Raw genomic sequence first — 22,834 nt, 5'->3', positions numbered from 1 at the left:
TGTACCAATCGCCGCAACGGTATCAAAGAGACCCAAAAAACGGTTTTTCCCTGTGGGATAAGTGGATTGATTCAGATAACGTCGTTGATTGAAACCATCAGTTAAGGCCTGTGCCAGAACGGGATCACGATTAAAAACCCGGTTGGCAAAATGGCGTGCTGCCGCAGCCCCGCGACTAAAGCCTATTATATCGAATTGCAGGCATTTGATATTACCTTGAATATTTTTCAGTAATTCTGCAAGTTCAGTTCTTATTTTTTGGATGGCCATTTCGGTTTTAGCATGAACACCGGTTTCTCCTACTCCCAATCCATAGCCCACCACGCTATCCGACTTTCCTGCCTGCGTACCAATGCCTTCGATATACACTTTGATCTGGTGAGAATTATCATCAATTTTCTCATTGACATATATTTCGTGCAAAAAATGAACATTGGTATAGTAGCCATCATAACTGATCCGCGAGGTATCACCGGGCAACCCAAATTGATTAAAGGAACAACTCATTGACTGTTGACTGGTATTGGTGGTTTCTGGAATACATAGAAGCCGCTCATTAATATTGTCGGTATTGTTCCCCGTACCATCAAAAAAGACACCAATCGTTAAGGTAATACCGCTTTCTATCGCCTGAACTTCCAGTACATACCGCCGATTAAGGGGATGGGCGGTAAACCCTTTTAATGTTGAATCCTTAAAATGCTCAGAGGCTTTTAATTCTTCGTCTTGCCAGCCTTTTACTGTTGGGTAGGCATCGCTGATTGCCCCTAATGTGATATAACGATAATCATGCTTGCCGTTATAGCTATTTTTCCTTACCTGAAGATTGCCTATTTTTCCGGTATCTGGACGAGCAGGGCATTGGGTTACTTTATCAGCCAAAGGCTGCGCTGAAACAGAGAGTGTCACAGGCATAGGCGGCAGATCTTCTTCACGCAATAAACCTTTCCCATCCGTCGTGCCCGTTCGTGTCATGAGTTTATTTCCCCGGCTTTTCAGCGTATAAGGTATGCCTGTTAATGGCTGACCCTGCTCATCCACAAGCTGAAATTCAATCCAATTTTTCAGTATCTTTTGACAATCAATGCAATTCGTCGGATCTAACGGTTTCATTCTATTTTCTTCCTTATATTTTATTTATCCGTCAATGTGCTTGTTGAAATGCCTGCTCTGTCCAGCCGTTAAGGTAGAAAGTCTGGACAGGGTTCGGTTTTGCCAGGCTGTTGACCAAAAAATAGCAAATACCGCTGTCCTGACGTGCTAACCACGTTTTCCAATCGATAGGCTCTATCATGCGTCTTCTGCTCCTGTGATAATCCAGTTTTCTTCTTGCTGCGCGAGAATGGCGCAAGGCGGTTTAGCCGGAAATTTCACCATCGGCAATGGCTCCACGCCTTCCGGCAATTGCAATGCCCGCCCGCGCCCGCTGCCGGCGGAACCCTGCCCGACATTAATCGGTGAAGACAGAATGCCGCCCGGCGTGACCTTGAGGAAAGTACCGCCCACTTTCAACGTGATTTCTGCCCCCGCCTCCAGCACCACTTTGCCGCCGTTTTTCAGGTGGATTTCCTGCCCGCTGTTAATCACGGTGGCCTCGCCGGCCTGAATATGCTGGCTGCCGGCAATCCGGTGGGAAACATCACCCTCCGTGGTGATTTTGCGTGAACCGGCCACCTGATGATGGTCATCGGCGCGGATATCGTGGTAGCGGTTGTTGTCGATGCGTTGTTTTTGGTCGTGCTTGATATGCCAGTACGCATCGTTTTCGATATGCGCGGTCAGGTCTTTCTGGCCGTGGAAATAGATTTCCTCGCTGCCTTTCGCATCCTCAATATCGCCATAAAGCCAAAGCCGTGGCCGTTCCAGCCCTGCGCCACCCGTACCCAGCACGACGCGCCATCGTCCGGGTCGTCATAACGGTTCCAGTGAAAATGGACTTTAATCGCGCCGTCTTTATTGACGAAGATTTCCTCGCCTTCTGGTCCAACGACTACCGCCGTTTCATCGCCATCGGCTAACGGTTGTAAGCCACTTTTCATGTTGATGTGTTCCTTATGGTTTATCGCATCGGTGTCTTAATTCACTACATGGCCGGGCGCAGCCCATCGACATGCCAGAACTCCCACAGCAATAGAAAAATGGCCGCCCGGTCAATGAAGGTGGTTTATTGTACATATTTATCAGTAAAATTAATTAACCAATGAGATGGAATTTTTGTCTGGTTTTGGTGGGGGATGGGGGAGTCGTATTTGGGTTGTCACACAAAAATACCGATGCCATCAGTAGGCGGCTTGTGATTGAAATACGAGGAAGGGAGACTTGTTTCATAACCTTATTCCCTGCCTCAAAAACATCTTATGATGCCGTATTAATTTCATTATGAAATTAATTCTAAGGTGAAACAAGTCCCCGATCTTCAATGAATTTCTTTTTCAATCATCACGTTATCTGTTGATGCCAAAGTTGTGCATATAAGCCATTTTGCTGCACCAGCGCATCATGTGAGCCGGATTCGGCAATTTTCCCTCGATCTAACACAAAGATCTTATCGGCATGACGAAGGGTATTCAGCCGGTGGGCAATGCTGATCACGGTGCGGTTTCGGCATATTTCCGCCATATTGCTCATGATGGCAGCTTCGGATTCATAATCCAGGGCGGAAGTGGCTTCATCCAGGATTAAGATCTTGGGATCACTCAGTAATGCCCGCGCCAAGGCAATGCGTTGCCGTTGTCCGCCAGAAAGATTGCCCCCTTTTTCACCCACCGGGTGCGCGAATTTATGCGGAAATGCATTGATGAAATCAATCGCGCCCGCTAAGGTCGCAGCCCGATAGACTTCCTCATCACTGGCATTGGGCTTGCACAGGCGGATATTATCCGCAATGCTGCCAGAAAACAGGATACTTTCCTGCAAGACCACGCTCATATGACGGCGTAGCGATACGGGATCAGCAATTGCTAAATCCATTCCATCCACCAAAACCTGGCCGTGTTGTGGCACATAGAGACGTTGCAACAAGCGGGTCAATGTGCTTTTGCCGGAACCCGATGGCCCCGTAATACCAATAAATTCACCTGCTTTCATTTCCAGTGACAAATTTGCCAGCACTTCAGGTGTATCTGCGTGGTAACGGAAGCGGATATTCCTGAATGCAATCTGGCCTGCCATTTCGGGTGCCGATGCCAATCCCTGTTTGCTGCTTTCCATCGGTTCATCCAGAATATCGCCCACCCGCCGCAAGGCAATTAAGGTATGCTGAAAGTCTTGCCAGACTTGCGCCAATCTCAGGATGGGTTGGGTCACATGCCCCGCCAGCATATTAAAAGCAATTAATTCACCAGGGGACAGGTCACCGTCAAGCACTCCCCGGACGCCCCACCATAAAAGCAGGGCAGCCACGATTTTTTGGATCAGCTCAATCCCTTGTCCCGCGACCAGCCCGCTTTTTTGGGCAGTAAAACGTTGGATTAGCTGCTGGCTCAGTACCTTTTGCCATTGGCGCAAAAAGCGTTTTTCTGTGGCGGTGGTTTTGATCGTTTCAATGCCCGTAATCGCTTCTGTCAGAAAGCTGGTGGCATTGGCATCGGTTTCATACTCTTTTTCGACCTTACGTCGAATGATGGGACCGATGGTCACCCATAGCAAGAAATAGAGCAGGAGCGAACTGATGACGAGTCCTGTCAGCAGGGCGGAATAATGGAACATCACGCCCAGAAACAGGATGATGAAAATCAGGTCGAGCAACAGCATCAGGGTAGAGCCGGTCAAAAATTGGCGGATCTGCGCCATCTCCCGGACTCTGGCGATGATTTGCCCTGTTTGCCGTTGCTTGAAATAGGGCAGGGGCAGCCCCACAAGATGGCGATACAGCCTGCCGGAAAGTTCGGCATTGATTTGACTGGCCATATGCCCGAACACGGTATTGCGCAGGAAGCCATACAGGGGTTCGGCCAATGCCAGTGCCAGCATTGCCATCCCCAGCACATGCAGGCTGGAAATGCTCCGCCCAACCAGCACCTTGTCGATAATATTTTCAAATAACAAGGGGGCGGCTAATGCAAAAAGCTGCAACACGATGGCAAACAAAAAAATGTCCCGTAACTGGTTCTTTTGCCTGAAAACAGAGGGGTAAAACCAGCTTAGACCAAATTTAACCTGTTGTCGGGTCAGGGATTTATCCGCGACCAGCAGCACCTTGTATTCACTGCGGGTCGTTTGCTCACCGTGCACCGGGGAAGCCAATGCACGCACGTCATAGTTGCCGGTGACCGGATCGAACACGGTCAAGGTGTCAGGCCGAATTTCAGACAGCACCCACCAGCGCTGATCCCATTCAATCAAGGCAGGCAAAGGTAAGGTGGCAGCGGTATCGGCTGTCAGGCGTGCAAACTTACTGTGCAGCCCGATGGCATCCGTTGCTTCACGTAACTGTGGATCGGTCAACGCAAGCGAGTCCACTCCCAGGGCGTGGTGCAATTGCGCGACAGAAGCCACTTTGTGGAACTGTTTCCCTAAGTGGACGATACAATCCAGGGCATGATTGTTTGCATTGATATCACTATTTGTATCGGCTGCGTTGTCAGGTTTTTTGTCTTCGGGATTGTGGGAGAAAGAAAAAGTGTCAACCATGATTATTTTTCCCTCAGTGCTTCGGATTGATATTCCCGGATTGGGCTGAGCAAATAATCAATCACTCGTCGCTGATCCATCTTAATTTCCGCAACAATGGACATCCCCGCTGTAATTTCAACCGGTTTCCCGTCCACCATAATATTGTTCTGTTTGAGGCTGATTTGGGCGGGAAAAACCAGGCCTAGCCGTTCATCGGTGGTGGAGTCGCGCGAAATGCTGAGTAATTCCCCCTCAATCGTGCCATAGCGGGTATAAGGAAAAGCATCGACCTTAACGGTGACATGCTGGCCCGGCCGGACAAAGCCGGCATCTTTGTTTAGGATCTGGATCTCAGCGAGTTGTACATGTTCATCGGGAACAATCACCATCAAATTCTGTGCCGGTTGCAAAACCGCGCCGAGGGTATGGACAGTCAATTGTTGCACTGTGCCAGTGACAGGGGAACGCACAACTTCAAGATCCTCTCGTTCTTGCATTTTCGAAATTTCTTGTTGCGTTAACGCTAACTGTATTTTTGCCTGTTTTCTTTTCTCAAACCATTCCCGCTCTTTTGTGATTTGGGTGCCTTTTAAGCGCGCTTCCAGGCTCTTGTATTTGGTCACCAGAATATCGAGTTCCGATTTTTGTTGGGCGATGAGCCTTTCTGTTTCCAGAAATTCTCTTTCTTGTTCCAGATATTCCACCTTACTGATGACCTGCTTTTGGCTCAGTGTTTTTCTGGCCTGCAAACGCTGGTTGATATTTTCCCGCAGATGAGTCAATGACAGTATGTCGCTATTTCGCGCCCTTTGGGAAGTCAGGTTCTCTGCCATTTCCGCGTGGATGTTGCTAATGATTGCGTCAAATTCCTGCTTTTCGTGAGCGTAATGCGTCAGAATTCTTTCCTGTTTATCGGCGGATTGCTGTTGGAAAAGCCGCAGGGCGTTGGGTTCCTGTTTTTCCAGCAAGGCTTGGTAACGGATTTCCTCTTCTATCAGATAATCACGATTCTCGCTCAAACGGGCAATATCCTGGTTGACACCAAGCGTATTGAGCGTAAGCAGGGGGGTATTTTTCTCAACGTGCTGGCCATTGTTGACATGAATGGCAATCAGGCGGCTTTGTTCGTAAGCCTGAATGATTTGCGAACGACCCGAAGCGATTAGGCGTCCGGTTGCGGTTGCCTGTATATCCAATTTCCCCAGATAAGCCCATAGCAGGGCGAGCAGCACACTGATGCTCAGGGTTATCGCCGTATAACGGGCGAATGGGGAAGGCGGGCGCTGTGACAAAGCCAAATGTGGCGGTAAAAAATCATAATGCGGGGAGCCGGTGCGTAACCGCTTGATCCCTTTGCGCAAGACAGCCTTAAACATGGGTAGGCTCCTCCTGTTTGAGTTCTTGTTGTAACTGCCAAAGTTTTCGATAGTGCCTGCCTTGTTGCAGAAGCTGTTCATGGCTACCTTGTTCGATAATTTGGCCTTGGTGTAACACAATGATCCGGTCGCATTGGCGTACCGTGGAGAGTCGATGGGCAATAGTGATGACCGTTCTGCCTTGGGCAATCTCCGCCATGTTAGATTGGATGATGGCTTGTGATTCATCATCCAGGGCACTGGTCGCTTCATCAAGGATCAGGATCTTGGGATCTGACAGCAACGTTCTGGCAATGGCCAGACGCTGCCGCTGGCCGCCAGATAGCGATTGCCCCCCTTCAGCGATCACGGTGTCATACCCCATCGGCAATCTGAGAATAAAATCGTGCGCCCCTGCCAGCTTTGCCACTTCAATGACTGCGGATAGCGGGGCGTCAGGGCAGGACTGGGACAAATTCTCATACACCGTTTTATTAAAGAGAAAGTTTTCTTGCAGAACGATGCCGATCTGCTGCCTGATGGTTTCGATATTGAGGTTTTGCAAGGGAATGCCATCCAGCGTAATAGCCCCACTTTCTGGGGCATAAAGCCGTAACAGCAAACGTGCAAGGGTGCTTTTCCCAGAGCCAGAGGTTCCGACGACGCCGACGGTTTCCCCCGCCCGAATATCCAACGTGAAATGGTTGATGGTGGGTGGCAGATCGGGTTGATAGCGAAAGACGATATCAGAAAATGAAATTGCCCCTTGCAGCGTAACCTGTTCGTTGCCTGATTGTTGCTCTGTTGGCAGGTTTAACATATCCCCCAACTTATCAATGGCAATGCGTGAACGGATAAATTGCCCCCAGAGTTGCACCAACTTCGCCAGGGGTTGCTGGGTATGGCTGACCATCATATTAAAGGCGATCAACTGACCAATGGTCATGTGCAGGGAAAGCACTTCCGCAGCGCCCAGCCAGATAATGGCCGCACTGGTCACTTTTTGCAGTGCCATCACCAGATGGCCGGAACGGTTATCCCATTGCTGGACATCATAACTGGTGCCGACCATCTTTTCTGTCTGGCTATCCCAGCGACGAATAAAGCGGGGTTCAGCCGCCAGGCTTTTGAGTGTCTCAGCACCGGCCACGGTTTCGGTCAGGAAAGAGGTATTTATTGCGGCCTGCGTGAACTGTTTTTCCACGGCTTTTTCAATCTTCGGCGTCACCCACCAGGCCAGCAGGGCGTAGCAGGGTAAGGTCAGCAGGAAGAGCAGGGTTAGCGTACCGGACAACAGGCTCATGACATAGATAAAGACAAACATGAACAAAACATCGATACACAGGGTGAACATGGAGCCGGTCAAAAATTCCCGGATCGTTTCCAGTTCCCGTACCCGTGTCACAATCGCACCCACCTGACGGGATTTAAAGAACAGCAATGGCAGGCCAAACAGGTGTTCAACCAGCTTCAACCCAAGTTTTATGTCAATCCGGTTGGCGGTGTGGGCATACTGATATTCACGCAATCCTCGCAGAATGATTTCAGTCAACCCGGCCGCTACCAGCCCAAAAATCAGGACATCTAATGTAGAAAACGCCTGATGTACAAGAACTTTGTCCATAACAACTTGCACAACCAAGGGAGAGATAAGTGCCAGGATCTGTAGAACAAAGGAAAACAGGAGTATTTCCATCAGGCGCTTTTTTTGTTTGACAAATTCAGGAATAAACCAGCGAATATTAAATTGGTTACTTCTTTGTTTTATTTTTATCCACTTGCCGCTCCATAGATTGATAAATTCCTCTTTACCTAATATCTCTGGTGTTTCTTGGTGGGGTTTTTGGATTAATACCCGTTGCTCATCATATTTAGCCAGAATGAAGGGTTTTCCATCATTGCCGAACAAAATGGCTGGTAGGGATATTGAACCTAACTTCTTATTTATAGAGTGTTTATTTTTAATGCTAATATTACATTCTTTTTGGAGCTTGTTTAAAGTGGAAATATAATCATCACCCTCATTTAAATTTTTATTTGATGTGGCTGCATGATCCCTATTAGATATCATAATTATTAAATTAATTAATGATATTATTGTTTTTTCTGTTTCATTCATTAAATTAAATCTATCTTAAATAAAAAGTCACAACTTTGATATAAAGAGATAACCTGAAAACGCGTGAGGAGCTATGTTTATTAAATAATTTTAACAAAGCTATGAAATAATATTATCTGCTATCAAAGAGGCTGTGAATGTGAGTGATTAGGACAAAATGCAGAGTCTAACCAGACATTTTACTATTTACATGTTGATCTTAACCAATAAATGGTTATATCTTTAGCCAGAATCGTCGGTAAATTATAGTGGGTAACGTCTTGTCAGTAAATCATCTCATACTTAAGTGGGTTTATACTTTACTTGCTATTTTGTATTTTGGATAGTTCTTTCAACAGAGGCCTTTTTTAAAGGGAATAGTTATTGAAAAACAAAGGAAATGTGAACTCATCTGGCTTAACCATATAGTAGTAGTCATCAGGTTTAATCATAAATGGAACCATAATATATTGGGTTCATTTATGATTTAATTGTTTTAATTTAATGCAACCGTAACATTAAATTAATATTTATTTAATGGATAATGATATGTCTGAAAAATTTGTTCAAACCATCTCAAGTGTCAACTATAACAAAGGCGTTTTCTCTCTTTATTTTGTCGGGCAAGAGCCGAATCGCATGGCGAATGGCGTGCTGGCGGAAAATGATCAGGAGCTGCAATTAAAACAAGTGATCCATATGCCTGCTTCGGGTTTTATGTATATGGTTTCTATGGTTAAAAGTATGCTTGAAGATCCAAGAATGGAAGCCGAACTCAATAAACTGATTGCCGCAGGCTTCTTGCCTATGCCTGAGATCAACGAGAGCGAAAAACCGGCTGAAACAGACGTTGCCGAACCGAAAAAACGTTCAACCCGCCATTCTGACGCATCAAAATAATATCAGTAAAGTTCTATCAGGTCGTTGCTAACGTATGGTGATCACACATCAATCGGCAACACTGACTATGAATGAAATACAGGCAATAGTGGGAGGGGTGATGTTGCTTTGTCAGCACTCCCCCTTGCACCGACGTTATTCCGTTGCTGAATGGCAACAACGTATCTTGCCGTCATTCCAGCTTAATCAGTTTTGCTACTACGAAGATGAACATCAACGCCCAGTTGCTTTTTGTAATTGGGCTTTTTTGTCTGACAGCCGCCGGGAGGCGATCTTGTCCGGTGAACGGGAAATTTCACGGGAAGATTGGCGTTCCGGCCAGCATATTTTTTTTCCAGAGATGATTGCGCCTTTTGGACATGCGCGGGGCATTGCCCGCGATTTGCGTCGGCGTGTCTTTGCCGCATGGAAAGGGCAAAAAGCCTGCACCGTCAGGGGAACTCTGGATGTTACAAATGACCGCTGTATCCGTCGGGTACAGTGGTTCACTGTTTAATTTTCCACCCAATATCAGGATTACTTTATGGGAAAATCATCCAACCGAAGTGCAGAATATTTCTTTACCCAGAGATATGAAGATGATGATGAGGGGAACACAATACACGCCATCGGTGTGGGTGGCGTTATCAATGCTTATGGTGGTAATGATAACATCGTTGTCGGCTCTTTGGGTTATACAACCGTCAATACAACATGGGGACATGACACCATCGTCGGTGCTGCCGGATATCTGAAAGTCAATGATACCGGTGGCGATCTGACGGTAAAAGGCGGGAGTGGTTTTACTTCAATCAATAAGACACAGAGCGGCCCGATAACCTTTGAAGGCGTATCGGGTGGAGTAAAAATCAACCATACCGGTGACCAGAGCGGTATTTTTTATTCTGGGGCGGCGGGCTATAACAGCATCACACGTAAAGGCTTGCAGGGTGATATCAGTTTCAAAGGGGCAGGGGCATACAACGAACTCTGGCATGAAACCAATCAGGGGAATTTCTATTTTGCCGGCGCCGGTGGCGCAAATAAGATCGATCGTACCTGGCACAACCGTTATCAAGGCTCCCAAGGGGACTTGACTTTCAAGGGGGCTGGCGCGGCCAATACCATTAGCTCTAGAGTTGAGCGTGGCAATATCGATTTTGAAGGCGCGGGCGCCGCCAACAATATTGTCCGTAAAGGTAAAATAGGCGACATTACATTGCGTGGGGCAGGGGCGTCTAACCGCCTTGAGCGTATCCGTCAGGTCGATGATGTCTATTCTGACACCCAAGGCGATATTCGCTTCGAAGGCGTAGGCGGTTATAACAGCCTCTATTCTGATGTTGCGCACGGCAGTATCCATTTCACGGGCGGAGGCGCTTATAACGAAATTACCCGTAAGGGCGCCGCCAGTGACTTCAATAGCGAAGGGATAGCCTACGCCAGAGCCGAAGAGGTTGTGCTGACCACCGCTACCCTGAGTGGTTCATGGATTGGCAACGCCCATCAGGTGACAGGGGTTAAATCGGCGCGGGAGCCGAACACTTATCTGTTTGCGTTTGAAGATGGGACTCACACTAAAATCAACAAGGTTCAGCTTCGCAATGATCCCGAAACCGGCAAACTGAGATACTATTCGACCGCCTGGTATAAAGAAGGCAAGCATCTCAAGGGGTTGGAAAAACAGGATATCTCTGCCCAAAGTGGCTTTAATTCAGTCGGTACTGGCGGCGCTTACACATTGTCAAACCTGACCGTTGAACAGCGGAAAGCGGTGACGATTGATGCCGTTGAGCAAAAACTGACGGAAAACCAATGGGTAAATTACGGCAATGGTATCCAAATTGACGCGGCAGATATCACCTTGTCCGATGCCAAAATGGGGGGCTATGCCATTTACCGCGATGGCACCACGGTGGATGTCAACGCCGTCAAATCCAACCGGAAGCCGCACACCTATGTTTATGGTAAGCAACTTGGCGAACACACCAAGGTCGTGGTCATTGAGCTGAGGAACGATCCCAAAACAGGCTTTCTGCAATATATTGCCCGTCCCTTGTATAAAACAGGCCACCATACCGCCAATCTGGCGAATGAAGATATCTGCCCTGCCAACGGATACCAATATATGGGAACCGGCAGTTACTCGCTCAGTGATCTTCATTACCGTGCGAATACGGTGCGCACAAATTCCAGCCGTGTGGCGGATATGCATGAATATCACGATCTTGAGCTGTTCAAATCGGCCACTGGCAACGGTGACAGTTCGGGGGATATTCACTATACCGGTGCGGGTGGCGGCAACGTCATCAAATCTAACGTCACCCGTGGCGATGTCAGTTTTACCGGTGCCGGCATTGCGAATGTGATTGAACATAGCGCTGAGTTCGGGAACACCAAATTCGATGGTGCTGGCGGGGCAAACGTCATCATCAAAAAAGGGAAAGAAGGCAACCTGAACTTCGACGGTGCTGGCATTGCCAACGTGCTGCTACATCAAAGCCAGCGCGGTGATATGAATGTCAATGCGGGTGGGGCAGCAAACGTGTTGGTGCGCGTGGGTGATGGCCGCTACCTTGCCCATCTGCTGGCGGTTGGCAATATCTCCATCCATAAAGGCAATGGCAACAGCCGTATTTCAATGGGCGGTGGCTACAATACCCATACCCAAATCGGCCATGGCGACGCTTCCTGGACGGGTATCGGTGGTGCCAATGTCCTGACCCAAGCGGGAAATGGGGACGTCTCATCGGTACTCCTTGGTGGTGCCAATATTCTGACCAAAGTGGGTGAAGGCGATTTGGCATCCGCCATGCTGGGGGGAGCCAATGTTATTACCCATATTAGCAATAATGATACCTCGTATTCCGGCTCTTCCAATACCTCGGCCATCGCGTTAGGGGGTGCCAACGTCCTGACCAAAAAGGGCAAGGGGGATATACAGGCCGTTATGGGCGGTGGCGGCAATGTCCTGACGCATATTGGTGATGGTAAAACGACCGGCATTATGCTGGGTGGTGCCAATATCCTGACCAAAGTTGGTAAGGGCGATACGACCGGCATCATGTTGGGTCTGGGTAACGTTTTGACCCATGTGGGTGACGGGCAAACATTGGGCGTGATGGGGGCGCTGGGCAATATCTTCACCAAAGTGGGTGATGGGACAACCATTGCGGCGATGGTGGGTGCTGGCAACATTTTCACCCATGTCGGTGAAGGCAATGCCTGGGCACTGATGGGCGGTAAAGGCAATGTCTTCACCAAAGTGGGCAATGGCGATGCACTGGCCTTGATGCTGGCATTGGGCAACGTATACACCCACATTGGTGATGGCATGAGTGTTGCCTTGATGATCGCCAAAGGCAATATTGCGACCAAAGTCGGTAATGGGGATACGCTGTCGGCCATGATAGGCAAAGCCAACGTCTTTACCCAAATCGGCCATGGTTCCACGTTTGCGGCCATGATTGGTGGGGCCAACGTGCTGACCAAAGTGGGTGATGATCTGACCGCCGCCTTGATGGTGGGGGAAGCCAACATTTATACCCATGTCGGAAAGGGAACCAGCATCGGTTTGTTTGCCGGGAAAGCCAATATCATGACGAAAGTGGGTGATGGCACCACACTGTCTGCCATGTTTGGCGAAGCCAACATGATGAGTCATGTGGGTGACGGTTTGACGGGAGTATTAGCATTAGGCAAAGCCAACATCGTGACGAAAGTCGGCAATGGCTTTATGGGAGTAGTGGCCGCTTCCGAAGCCAATGTGGTGACCCATGTTAATAATGCAGGGAATAGCACCACGGCCGCGGTGTTAGCGGGCAAAGGCAATATCCTGACCAAAGTTGGTAATGGAAGCGCGGTCGGCCTGCTGATTTCTAAAGTCGGTAACATCATGACCCATGTGGGTGATGGCACCACGGTCGGGTTTGCGAAAGGTGAAGGCAATATCATCACCAAAGTCGGTAATGGATTAGGCATCAATGCCGCCTGGGGCAAGGCCAATGTCCTGACCCATATAGGTGACGGTGATCGCTATAACTTTGCTAAAGGTGATGCGAATATCATCACCAAAGTCGGCAATGGTCAGGAAGTGACCGTTGTCCAGGGGCAAGCCAATATCGTCACTCATGTCGGCAACGGTGATGACTATACCGGCGCCTGGGGCAAGGCCAACGTTATCACTAAAGTCGGCGATGGCCGCAACGTTGTGCTCACCAAGGGTGAAGCGAATATCGTGACCCAAATCGGTCGTGGGGATAGCTTCAATGCGTTATGGAGTCAGGGCAATATCGTCACCAAAGTGGGAGATGGTGTACAAGTGACGGCGGCTAAAGGCAAGGGCAATATCACCACCACGGTGGGCAATGGCCTTAGCGTCACGGCGGCGCATGGCGACCTGAATATCAACACCAAAGTGGGTGATGGTGTTTCCGTCAATGTGGCTTGGGGTCAACTCAACGTTAATACCCGCGTGGGTGACGGACTGAATGTTTCCGTCATGAAAGGCAAAGGCAATGCCAATATCCGTGTGGGCGATGGCCTGAATATCAGCGCCTCTTATGCCCGCAACAACGTGGCAATTCAGGTGGGTAACGGTGACTTCTATAACCTTGCGGTGGCGGAAAGCAATACCCAGAGCAATAAATTAGGCGCGCTGTTTGACAATATCAAACAGACACTACTGGGTAGTGCGGGCAGTCAGGGTATCAATTATCTGGTGAATGGCGATGAAGCCAATACATCAGGCACCCATAAAGGCCGAGGCGCCATTGACCTGCCTGCCGTTTCTTCCCTAAATGGTTTAAAACTCACCGAAGTGGATGAAATCACTTCTGATTTGGCGAAAGACTTGAAAGGTTCCGTGACCGGAGTTGATACCCCGGATATTGCGGGCATCGAAAAGTCATTTGGCAATGAAAGACGCCTGAATCCGAATCAATCACGCAATTTGATCGTCAATGGTGATTTTGAACAAGATGGCACGGGATGGCAATCCACCCAGGGTATTGAAGCCAGCCATTCAGCCAAGGCCTATGGCCTTAAAGATGAAGGGCATGGCAATCGGGTCAGTGAACTTGATGTCAACGGTAACACGCATATCTATCAGGATATTCAGGCGCTGACCGCAGGTGAGGAAATCACCGTTAAGTTCGACTTTGCACGGCGCGCCGGCAGTTCCGCGGATAACGGTCTGGAAGTGTGGTGGAATGGTGAAGTGGTTTTCGCGGCCGCCAATGGCAGCAGCGAGTGGCAAAACAAGACATTGACGTTGACCGCCAAAGCAGGCAGTAACCGACTGGAATTTTCCGGCATCGGCTTAAATGATGGTTTAGGTTATGTACTGGATAACGTGGTTGCTACCTCTGAACTGTCCTCAGACAGTGGTGTGGCTCACCATGTGAAACAGGATAAAGCGGCACACAATGCCTTGCAGGACAAGGAAAACGCCGAAGCCGATAGCCAGCGTCTGGCCGAGGAAAAAGAGAAACAACTCGCGGCGATTGCGGGTACACAGGCTCAACTGGAAGCCACGGATCTGGCGGCCCTGAACGCGAATGGACAGCCCCAGCAAGATGCCATCAAGGAAGAAGCCCAGGGGGTGAAAGATGAGATGATGGCGCAAGTCAAGGGTCTGGAAACGCTGGACATTCATGCCACCTATCATGGGGAATCAGGCCAACAATGGCGTGATCAGTTTGCTGATGGATTACGGCAGAATATACAGACCAAATTGACCCAAACCGGCGAAATTGCGCAAAACCAATTGGATCATTCCCAGAGCGTGGTAAAAGAGCATCTAGGTGATATTAAGGATGCCGTTGCTAAATCAGAAGCAGGTGCACGCAGGACGGAACAAAACCGCCAGCAGGCCGAGCAGGATATTGAAGAAGCCCGCATCCAGGCCGAGAACAGAAAAAAAGAAGCCATCGGCTATGAGCAAAGGGGCAAACAGGCAGGGCATGATGGTGAAATAGCCGCGCAGCAAGCAGGGCAACATGGTCAACATGAAATATCCTCTGCAAACCGTAAGACTGCGCAAGTGCAAAATAACGCCAAAGGTTCGAAACTGGATGGCAACTATAAGCCGACGCGTACCGGCGCAAAAGGCAGTGGTCTGTCCGGTGACGTTTATCCCTCCAATGACTTTGGAAACATTGAAAAAGCAGAACAATCCAAGAGTCATATCAGCTCTGCATCGGTGGTTCAGGCTGATGGTAGGTTCAGTCACCCATTACAAGAGCTGGATAAAGAGTTGGATGAACTTGGCAATGCCAAAGAAGCCTTGAATCGCTTGCAGATCAATGCGGGGATACGCGCTAGAAAAGCATCGGGGGGTTCGACCTTGGCACCGATTCATCGTGAAACGCCAGTCAGTCAGGACATGAACCAAGCCCCTGCGGTAGCGACTGAGTGGGTCAGGGATACACCGAGAATGTCAGGATGGGATCTCAGTGGCCTGAAAGCGCTGGGTGACGAACATCAAGATTTAGTGAACACGTCTGACCTGCTGAACCAGGCGTTGCCATTCTATGGCTTGCGTACAGAACGCAATTTGCTGGTGAGTGACGCCGGTGATGCAGGCTTTAACGTTCGTCCGTGGCCGGGTAATAACAGTGATAGTTTCAAAACTATCATGATGGAACATCCAGAAGATCCCGCCCAAATCAAGTCTATTGAGCGTTTTATTCTCGCCAACTATGACAATTACGATCAATTGCCTGATGAGTTGCATCTGGTGAACGATCGCATTGTTTCCCACGATCACGGGCGTACCCGCATTATCGCTGAGAAAGTCGATGGTAGCTGGAGTTATAAACCGAAAACCGACTTGATGTCTGTGGCTGAGTTACAGAAAGCGGCTTACGTTAAGGGCAAGATCCTGGGTGACGGCTATCGGAATGTGCTAGATGCCCTCAGTAATTACCACAATACCTTGCAAAACCGTCAGGATTACGACTTTGAAGCCGTCGGAAAATTGACCGATTTGCTTCATCAGGTTGAAAGTTATTTGAAGGGGCATCCCGATTCAAAACGTGTTCCTGCTTTGCAAAATTTGTTGTCACAAATCAGTGTCCGTCTGGACGAATCGCTGGTATTGACGGAATTTACCGTGGGAAGGGGTGAAAAAGTTGCCATTGATAACGACGGTACTCCGCCGCGTGACAAAGAACCTTTCAATCCGGTCACTCGCTTCCTGAACGATGAGCTTTACGGCACCAGAGAAGATCGCCGTAACGTAGAGAGAGGCACCCAAATCATCCTGGATGATGCGGCGACCAAAGGGACATCGGTTAAGGTCACGCTACAGGGTGAAGCCGGACGCCTGACGGGGTATTACCATAACGGTGCGCAACAAGATCAGGGTGAAGCTGATTCGGCGAAAAAAGTCGTCCTGTTTATCCACGGTTCTGGCTCATCGGCGGAAGAGCAAGCGAGCGCTATCCAGGCGAGCTACCAAAAACTCGGTGTCGATATGCTGGCGGTGAACGTGCGGGGCTATGGCGCTAGCGATGGTCATCCAAGCGAAAAAGGGCTTTATCAGGATGCTCGCACCATGTTCAGCTATTTGGTGAATGATCGGGGTGTTAAACCCGAAAATATCATCATTCATGGCTATTCTATGGGGGGCGCCGTTGCAGCGGATCTTGCCCGTTATGCTGAACGCAACGGCCAGCCCGTCTCTGGTTTATTGCTTGACAGGCCAATGCCCAGCATGACCAAAGCGATTGCCGCCCACGAAGTGCCAAACCCAGCGGGACTCACGGCAGGGCTGTCTAAATGGGTTAATGGTCAATTCTCGGTGGAGAAAAACCTGCAAGGCATCTCTAAACAGACGCCAATCATGTTATTGACCGACAACGAAGGGTTGGGCAAAGAAGGGGAAAAACTGCGTGCCAAACTGGTTGTAGCCGGTTATCAGGTATCGGGTGAACAAACCTTCTATGGTCATGAATCCAGCGGGTTGATGAATCAATATGCCGCCCAGATTGTCTCAACGCTTTCTGAACCTCAGCGTGAAAATGGTAGCGTGAAGGCCGGTTTGCTGGAAAAAATCATTTATACCCTGTTTGATATGAAATCCGGTGGGAAAGAGCTGGATAAATACTCATTCCATTTCACCCAAGGCGGGTCTCTGCTCAGTAACCTTGAGAAACTAGTACCAGAAATTGGCAATGTCCTCCTGACTAAAGGGAATCATGTTGAGTCAAAAGAGTTTCTGGAAGGCGTCTGTTTTGCGTTGTCTGGCCGTTACCTGATCGAAGAGCGGGTGCATGGCGCCGGTGGCGGTAAAGCGTATTTGTCGTGGCTGACGGATGCGGTCAAAGCCTACAATGACAATGCGGTGAATAAAAAGAGCGACATCAATTCGGTTGAAACCGCTTTGCTTAACCAGTATCGCCGCCAAAATATCGGCCCGGCCATTCAAGATCTGCTCTCAATGCAGTATAGCCAAACCCAAAATATGTCCAATTTGGCAAACCGCCGGAAAGCCAATGAAGCGTATGGCGGCAAACTCAAAGCCAATGGATTGACGGGAGATCGAATCGACCACTCGTTGAGTAATGATGTCGCTGGCTATGAGTCCGTCATGGCGACGTTGCGTGACGTAGAGAAGACGACCTATATGTCCTTTATGTCGGAAGATCATGCGATGGCCGTGGTTGTCCATAAAGGCGAAAAGCAAACCCTCTGGTCATTCTATGATCCTAACTTTGGTATCAAATCATTTGATAACTATAACGACTTTGAACACTTTATGGACGCTTTCCATAAGGGAAGGATCACAGGCTATAAATCCAAGTTGAGCTATCAATATGAAGCCAGCCGAGAAGTGAATCAAAGTTTCGATGTTAACTACAATACGTTTGAAGACGGCACCATTACCCATTATGACGGGGTTTGGCAACAGGCGCGTGCAGGTGAGCAACCGTACGTATTGCGTGCGCTGAAAGAGCAAGGTAAGACCTTTAAACTGGCTTCAAACGTCACCGGGCGTGTGGTTGATTACGGTAACGATGCGGTGACGCTGGAAGTGACGACGAAGAAAGGTGAGAAGATACGGGTTGAAGTTGAAAGTCATACTTTCAGGCAGGCGGCTCACCTTGTGCAATCGAATATCGATAAGGTTATTGCTCACTCAGAAAATGGCAAATTCATACTCAAGGCTTCGGCAGAGAATAATCGTGCGGTAACTGCGCTGGACAATGACACCACCCAAAAACCAGATGCAGGGCAGATTACGACTGATTCGCAAGACGGATCAGAAGTACTCAAAGACATCAATAGCGACCTGAAACGTTACGGTGAAGCGTTGCAAGCGCAGGCCAGTGGCACAGGTAAAAAGCCGAAGGATATTCGCACAACAGAGGATTTTCTGGCCGGTTACCAACAGGGTCATGCAGGGCGGGTGGTGGATGGCTTCCGTCCGGGCATGAATATCAAACAACTGGTGAATTTACTGGTTAAAGGTCACTGGAACCCAGAACAAAAAGGCGCTTTAGCCTGGGAAATTGAAAGCCGGGCGTTAAAAGTCACCTTCCAGCCCAGGGCTGAGAAATACAATCGCCTGTTCCGTGAGGTGGCTTCAACGGGCATTGCTGATATGAAGGCCAGCGAACAACTGGCACCGCAATTGCTATTGCTGAACCTGTCAAACGATGGCTTTGGCGGACGTTGTGATCCATTGTCAAAATTGGTTCTGGTGGCAAAACAACTGGAAAATGAGGGGCAGGACGGGGTTGCCCGCCAATTGCTGGAAAAAATGTATTCTGCGGCCGCCGTGCTGAGCAATCCAGATTTGTATTCTGCCACTGAGCGTGCTAACGCGAGTAAGTTGTTGGGATCTTTGGCGGCACTCCATGCCAAAAACCCAATGACAGAGACGTCCATCAAAGTGTGGAAAGAGAAACTGGAAGGCGCGAATGCACTGACCGTCGATGGCGTCATCCAGAAAATTACCGCCGGAAACACGGAAGGTAAACCGGTGCTGCTTGAACTGGATGGCCCAGGTCATGCGATGGCGGCGTGGGCGAAAGGCAACGGTGAAGGTCGTGTTTATGGTTTCTATGATCCCAACGTGGGCATTGTCGAATTCTCATCCGCGGAGAAATTTGGCACTTACGTGACGCGTTTCTTCGGTGAGTCTGGTTTGAATATGGCACAAAGTTACCATTTGCCAAAAAATGCCGCAGGGGAAAATAGGTTCGAGCGTGTCGCCGTAATCGATGGTGAAGTTTTGGCAACTTATCGCCCAAGATTGGCGGATAAAACCACCATGCGAGGCATGCTGGAGCTGCCGATATTTGATGATACGCCAATCAAGAAACCCACCGAGATGAATGCGACGGATGGCGTGAAAAAACCATTGGGTGATAACTCGCCGGAAAATCCTATCCGCCTGAATAACCAGGATGTCAATGCTTGGGAAAACGTTGTCGTCAAACCACAGTCTGAGGGAGGTGATAGCCGCTTTAATGGTCAGATCATTATCCAGACAGAAAATGATCCTGCGGTTGCAGAAGCTGCCGCGAATCTGGCCGGTAAGCACCCGGATTCGAGTGTGATCGTTCAGCTTGATGCCCATGGTCAATATCGAGTGGTGTATGGCGACCCTGCTGTCTTGTCCGATAAATTGCAGTCCGGCAAATTACGTTGGCAGATTGTCGGGCATGGGCGTGAAAAGTCTGCGCAAAACTACACCCGCGTGAGCGGTTACAGTGCAGATGAGTTGGCCTTGAAACTGAAACAGTTCAGTAGCGATTTCAAACAGATCGGCACCCCTGATCATATCAGCCTCGTCAGTTGTTCCTTGATCAGTCATGACAAACGAGATGGTTTTGCCCGCCGCTTTATTTCGGCACTGGATGGGCAGGGTATTCGTACCACCGTATCGGCGCGCAGCAGTAAAGTCTCGGTAGACAGTATTGGCCGCAAGTACACGAAAGACGGGCAGGAACAGTGGGTTCACAAACTCACGGATAATAAGATCGTGTTGGGATGGAATGACCAAGGCGAAGTGGAAAGCCATGCCGAACGAGTCCGTCGGGGTATCTCTGAAAGTGATATCAACGTGTCTCGCGTGGGGCAAACAGAGGCAAAAGCCCAAGGCGCGATTGCGGACAACGCAGAGACATTCCATGCACCAAAACAACGCGATACGGCGGATAACCACTCCGCGGTGGCATCATCAAACAACTCACTGAGTTATTCCGGCAATATCCAGGTACAGACTGGCGATGGTGAGTTTACCTCCATTAACTGGGGAACGACCAATGTCGGCATCAAGGTGGGTACAGGTGGCTTTAAATCGTTGGCCTTTGGTGATAACAATGTGATGGTTCACATGGGCGATGGTAACAGCAAGCACAGTGTTGATATTGCCGGCTATCAGGCATTGGAAGGCGCACAACTGTTTGTCGGTAATCGCAACATCAGCTTCAACATGGGACGCAGTAACGACTTGATCGTCATGCTGGAAAAATCCATTCCAACCCCGCCGTTGGTTAACCCATTTGATGGTGCAGCCCGTATTTCTGGTGTATTGCAAAACATTGCCGGATCGTCTAACTCACCGGATTGGCTGGCTAGACAAGACCAGCAATGGACACTGGAGAGTGCGAAGAAGTATGTCAGTGATCTGTCTGGTCTCGATTTGACCAGCAGTGTGGACTATAAGACATTGACGGATCTCGATGCCCAAAATGAACGTAGCAGTCGTGGCCTGAAAAGTGATCTCGAAAGCACACTGAACAAGAAATATAACCAATGGCTAAGCGGTAATGGGAATACTGCGGCGATGGGTAAAGTCAGTCGGGCAGATAAGTTCCGTCAGGCGAATGAAAAACTGGCCTTCAACTTTGCTGTTGGCGGACAGGGGGCTGATATTCAGGTCACGACGGGTAACTGGAACTTTATGTTTGGTGACAATATCCAGTCGATTTTGGATACCAACCTGGGATCTCTGTTTGGTTTGATGACGCAGGAATATACCTCAACGGGTATGGCAAAAACCACGTTTACTTTTAGCCCAACAGACTTGCCACGTCAGATCAAAAACAAATTGCTGGGAAATCTGGCGGGTGTCAATGCGGACACCACGCTGGCGGATATCTTTGGCGTGGATTATACCCCGGATGGCGGTATTGTCTCCCGTTCAGGCCAGCCTGTTGATGGTGTTGCCGTTCTGGGTGAAATGCTGGAAGTGATCGGTGAATTCGGTGGTGATCAACTGAAAACCTTCACTGATCCCAAAAAATTGCGCGACGGCTTAAAAGCGGGTCTGAATATGGGGGCTGAGGGCGTGAAATCGTTTGCTGAAAGCCACGGCCTGAAAGCAAAAGCGCCTGATGAAAACCAGAAAGGGTCTATCGCCACCAGTGAAGGGGATAAATCAACACCAGAAACGGCAGATACACCGGCCGATCGTGCCTTTGGATTGACCTCCCTGAACCTGCCAAACCTGTTTGCCACTCTGTTCAATCGGGATAAGCAGTCTGAGATGAAATCACTGGTCACCAATCTGAAAAAGAACCTGACCGGCGACTTGCTAAACATGCAGGATAAGACCTTCGACTTCCTGCGTAATAGCGGCCATTTGCAAGGCGATGGTGACATCCATGTCTCCCTGGGTAACTACAACTTTAACTGGGGGGGTGACGGTAAAGATCTCGGTGCCTATCTGGGGGATAACAACAACTTCTGGGGTGGCCGTGGCAGTGACGTCTTCTATTCCGTAGGCACCTCAAATATCTTCGCGGGTGGCGAGGGTAATGATATGGGGGTACTGATGGGGCGTGAAAATATGATGTTTGGCGGTACAGGCGATGATGTCGCTGTCTTGGCTGGACGGATTAACTACGCCTACATGGGAAGTGGCGATGATCAGGCCTTTGTCTTTGGTGAAGGCGGCATGGTTGATGGTGGCAAGGGGCGTGACTATATTGTGACGGCCGGCAACTTTAATCGCATTGATGCTGGCGAAGATCAGGATTACGTTGTCGCCATTGGCAATAACAATCAGGTTGATTTGGGCGAAGGTAACGACTTTGCAACGGTGTTTGGCAATGATAACCGGATCGATGGCAATGAAGGCAACAATGCCATCAAACTGATGGGGTATCACGCTGTCATTAATGGTGGTACAGGTGATGATCATCTGATTGCCGATGTGGTATCGAAATTTAGCCAACTTAATGGGGGTGATGGCGATGATCTGCTGGTATTGGGCGGATATCAAAACCACTTCAAGGGTGGCACGGGCGTGAATAGCTTTGTCGTCAGTGGTGATGTGATTGATAACGTGGTTGAAGATATCAAGCAAGATGACAAGATTATTTTCAACGATATCAATTGGCAAAACCTGTGGCTCCAACGCAGCGGTTACGATTTAGTGCTGTTGACTGACCGTCATGTCAAGGATACCTCGGCACAAGGGCAGTTTGAGGCAATGGGCTCTGTGACGTTCAATGATTACTTCAATGGCAAGCGTGCGGATATCATCACCCAACTGGGGGATAAAGATGCACAGGGCGATCGTAAATATACAGCACTCTCTGCCAATGCCGTAGATTCTCTGGTACAAGCCATGAGCGGGTTTTCACCTAATATGGGCGAAAGTAGTTTTATTGATTCGCTTGATAGTAAAACGAAATCAACCATCATGACCGCCTGGTCGGATACTGTAAACGGGAAATCGAAACTCGCCTGATCGTTTTATTGACTGGATTTGATTAACCCAATGGCCCACGAATGTGGGCCATTTTTCAATTAACGTGTTATTAGAATTTACGTAACCGTCCGGTGATCTCACCTTGCTTTATCAGATAAGAATAAAGGGGGATTTAGCTAAACGGGTTTTCAGGCCAGGGAAGAAGCTCATTCAGCC

General features: G+C 49.0%; 9 protein-coding genes. 3 read left to right on the top strand and 6 right to left on the bottom strand.

Annotation, left to right across the window (positions count from 1 at the left end; genetic code table 11):
* The 6 genes from Xkoz_RS17960 to Xkoz_RS17940 form a co-directional block, all read right to left on the bottom strand.
* Positions 1–1,113, bottom strand: a 1,113-nt coding sequence (locus Xkoz_RS17960; protein WP_141554441.1) for a DUF2235 domain-containing protein, incomplete at its 3' end; no start/stop codon positions are given.
* 31 nt (positions 1,114–1,144) lie between these two features.
* Positions 1,145–1,294, bottom strand: a complete 150-nt coding sequence (locus Xkoz_RS20405) for a hypothetical protein (protein ID WP_208615301.1) — start codon at positions 1,292–1,294, stop codon at positions 1,145–1,147.
* The gene (locus Xkoz_RS17955; protein ID WP_422646069.1) at positions 1,291–1,890 is read right to left on the bottom strand and encodes a bacteriophage T4 gp5 trimerisation domain-containing protein; all 600 of its coding nucleotides are present in this window, start codon (positions 1,888–1,890) and stop codon (positions 1,291–1,293) included. Before Xkoz_RS17955 ends, Xkoz_RS20405 begins: the two co-directional genes overlap by 4 nt.
* 549 nt (positions 1,891–2,439) lie before the next feature.
* A complete protein-coding gene (locus Xkoz_RS17950; RefSeq protein WP_099143326.1) occupies positions 2,440–4,632 on the bottom strand; it encodes a type I secretion system permease/ATPase in 2,193 nt (730 codons plus the stop codon).
* Between the two features lie 2 nt (positions 4,633–4,634).
* Complete coding sequence (locus Xkoz_RS17945; protein WP_099143325.1) at positions 4,635–5,990, bottom strand: HlyD family type I secretion periplasmic adaptor subunit; 1,356 nt, start codon at positions 5,988–5,990, stop codon at positions 4,635–4,637.
* Positions 5,983–8,088, bottom strand: a complete 2,106-nt coding sequence (locus Xkoz_RS17940) for a peptidase domain-containing ABC transporter (RefSeq protein ID WP_099143324.1) — start codon at positions 8,086–8,088, stop codon at positions 5,983–5,985. The genes Xkoz_RS17945 and Xkoz_RS17940 overlap by 8 nt, the downstream gene beginning before the upstream one ends.
* 528 nt (positions 8,089–8,616) lie before the next feature.
* Between Xkoz_RS17940 and rtxH the strand changes: the two genes are divergently transcribed.
* Genes rtxH through rtxA form a run of 3 tightly spaced genes read left to right on the top strand, consistent with a single transcriptional unit; the run spans position 8,617 to position 22,657 of the window.
* On the top strand, positions 8,617–8,967 hold the full coding sequence (gene rtxH, locus Xkoz_RS17935; RefSeq protein WP_099143323.1) for a protein RtxH: 351 nt from the start codon (positions 8,617–8,619) through the stop codon (positions 8,965–8,967).
* Between the two features lie 34 nt (positions 8,968–9,001).
* Positions 9,002–9,463 (top strand): RTX toxin-activating lysine-acyltransferase RtxC, encoded by a 462-nt coding sequence (gene rtxC / locus Xkoz_RS17930; RefSeq protein WP_099143322.1) that lies wholly within the window; start codon positions 9,002–9,004, stop codon positions 9,461–9,463.
* Positions 9,464–9,490: 27 nt separating this feature from the next.
* Positions 9,491–22,657 carry an MARTX multifunctional-autoprocessing repeats-in-toxin holotoxin RtxA gene (gene rtxA, locus Xkoz_RS23605; protein ID WP_244183507.1) on the top strand — a complete coding sequence of 4,389 codons (13,167 nt, stop codon included), beginning with the start codon at positions 9,491–9,493 and terminating at the stop codon, positions 22,655–22,657.
* The last annotated feature ends 177 nt before the right edge of the window (positions 22,658–22,834 follow it).

Origin of the sequence: Xenorhabdus kozodoii (genome assembly GCF_002632875.1) — a bacterium.
Lineage (GTDB): Bacteria > Pseudomonadota > Gammaproteobacteria > Enterobacterales > Enterobacteriaceae > Xenorhabdus > Xenorhabdus kozodoii.
The sequence above is the reverse complement of the archived record's forward strand: the minus strand, read 5'-3'. Positions and strand labels throughout refer to the sequence as shown.

Excerpts from the sequence above, each read along its gene's own strand:
- Xkoz_RS20405 (WP_208615301.1), bottom strand. The coding sequence starts at position 1,294 with ATGATAGAGCCTATCGATTGGAAAACGTGGTTAGCACGTCAGGACAGC.
- Xkoz_RS17950 (WP_099143326.1), bottom strand. The coding sequence starts at position 4,632 with ATGGTTGACACTTTTTCTTTCTCCCACAATCCCGAAGACAAAAAACCT.
- Xkoz_RS17945 (WP_099143325.1), bottom strand. The coding sequence starts at position 5,990 with ATGTTTAAGGCTGTCTTGCGCAAAGGGATCAAGCGGTTACGCACCGGC.
- Xkoz_RS17940 (WP_099143324.1), bottom strand. The coding sequence starts at position 8,088 with ATGAATGAAACAGAAAAAACAATAATATCATTAATTAATTTAATAATT.
- rtxH (WP_099143323.1), top strand. The coding sequence starts at position 8,617 with ATGTCTGAAAAATTTGTTCAAACCATCTCAAGTGTCAACTATAACAAA.
- rtxC (WP_099143322.1), top strand. The coding sequence starts at position 9,002 with ATGGTGATCACACATCAATCGGCAACACTGACTATGAATGAAATACAG.
- rtxA (WP_244183507.1), top strand. The coding sequence starts at position 9,491 with ATGGGAAAATCATCCAACCGAAGTGCAGAATATTTCTTTACCCAGAGA.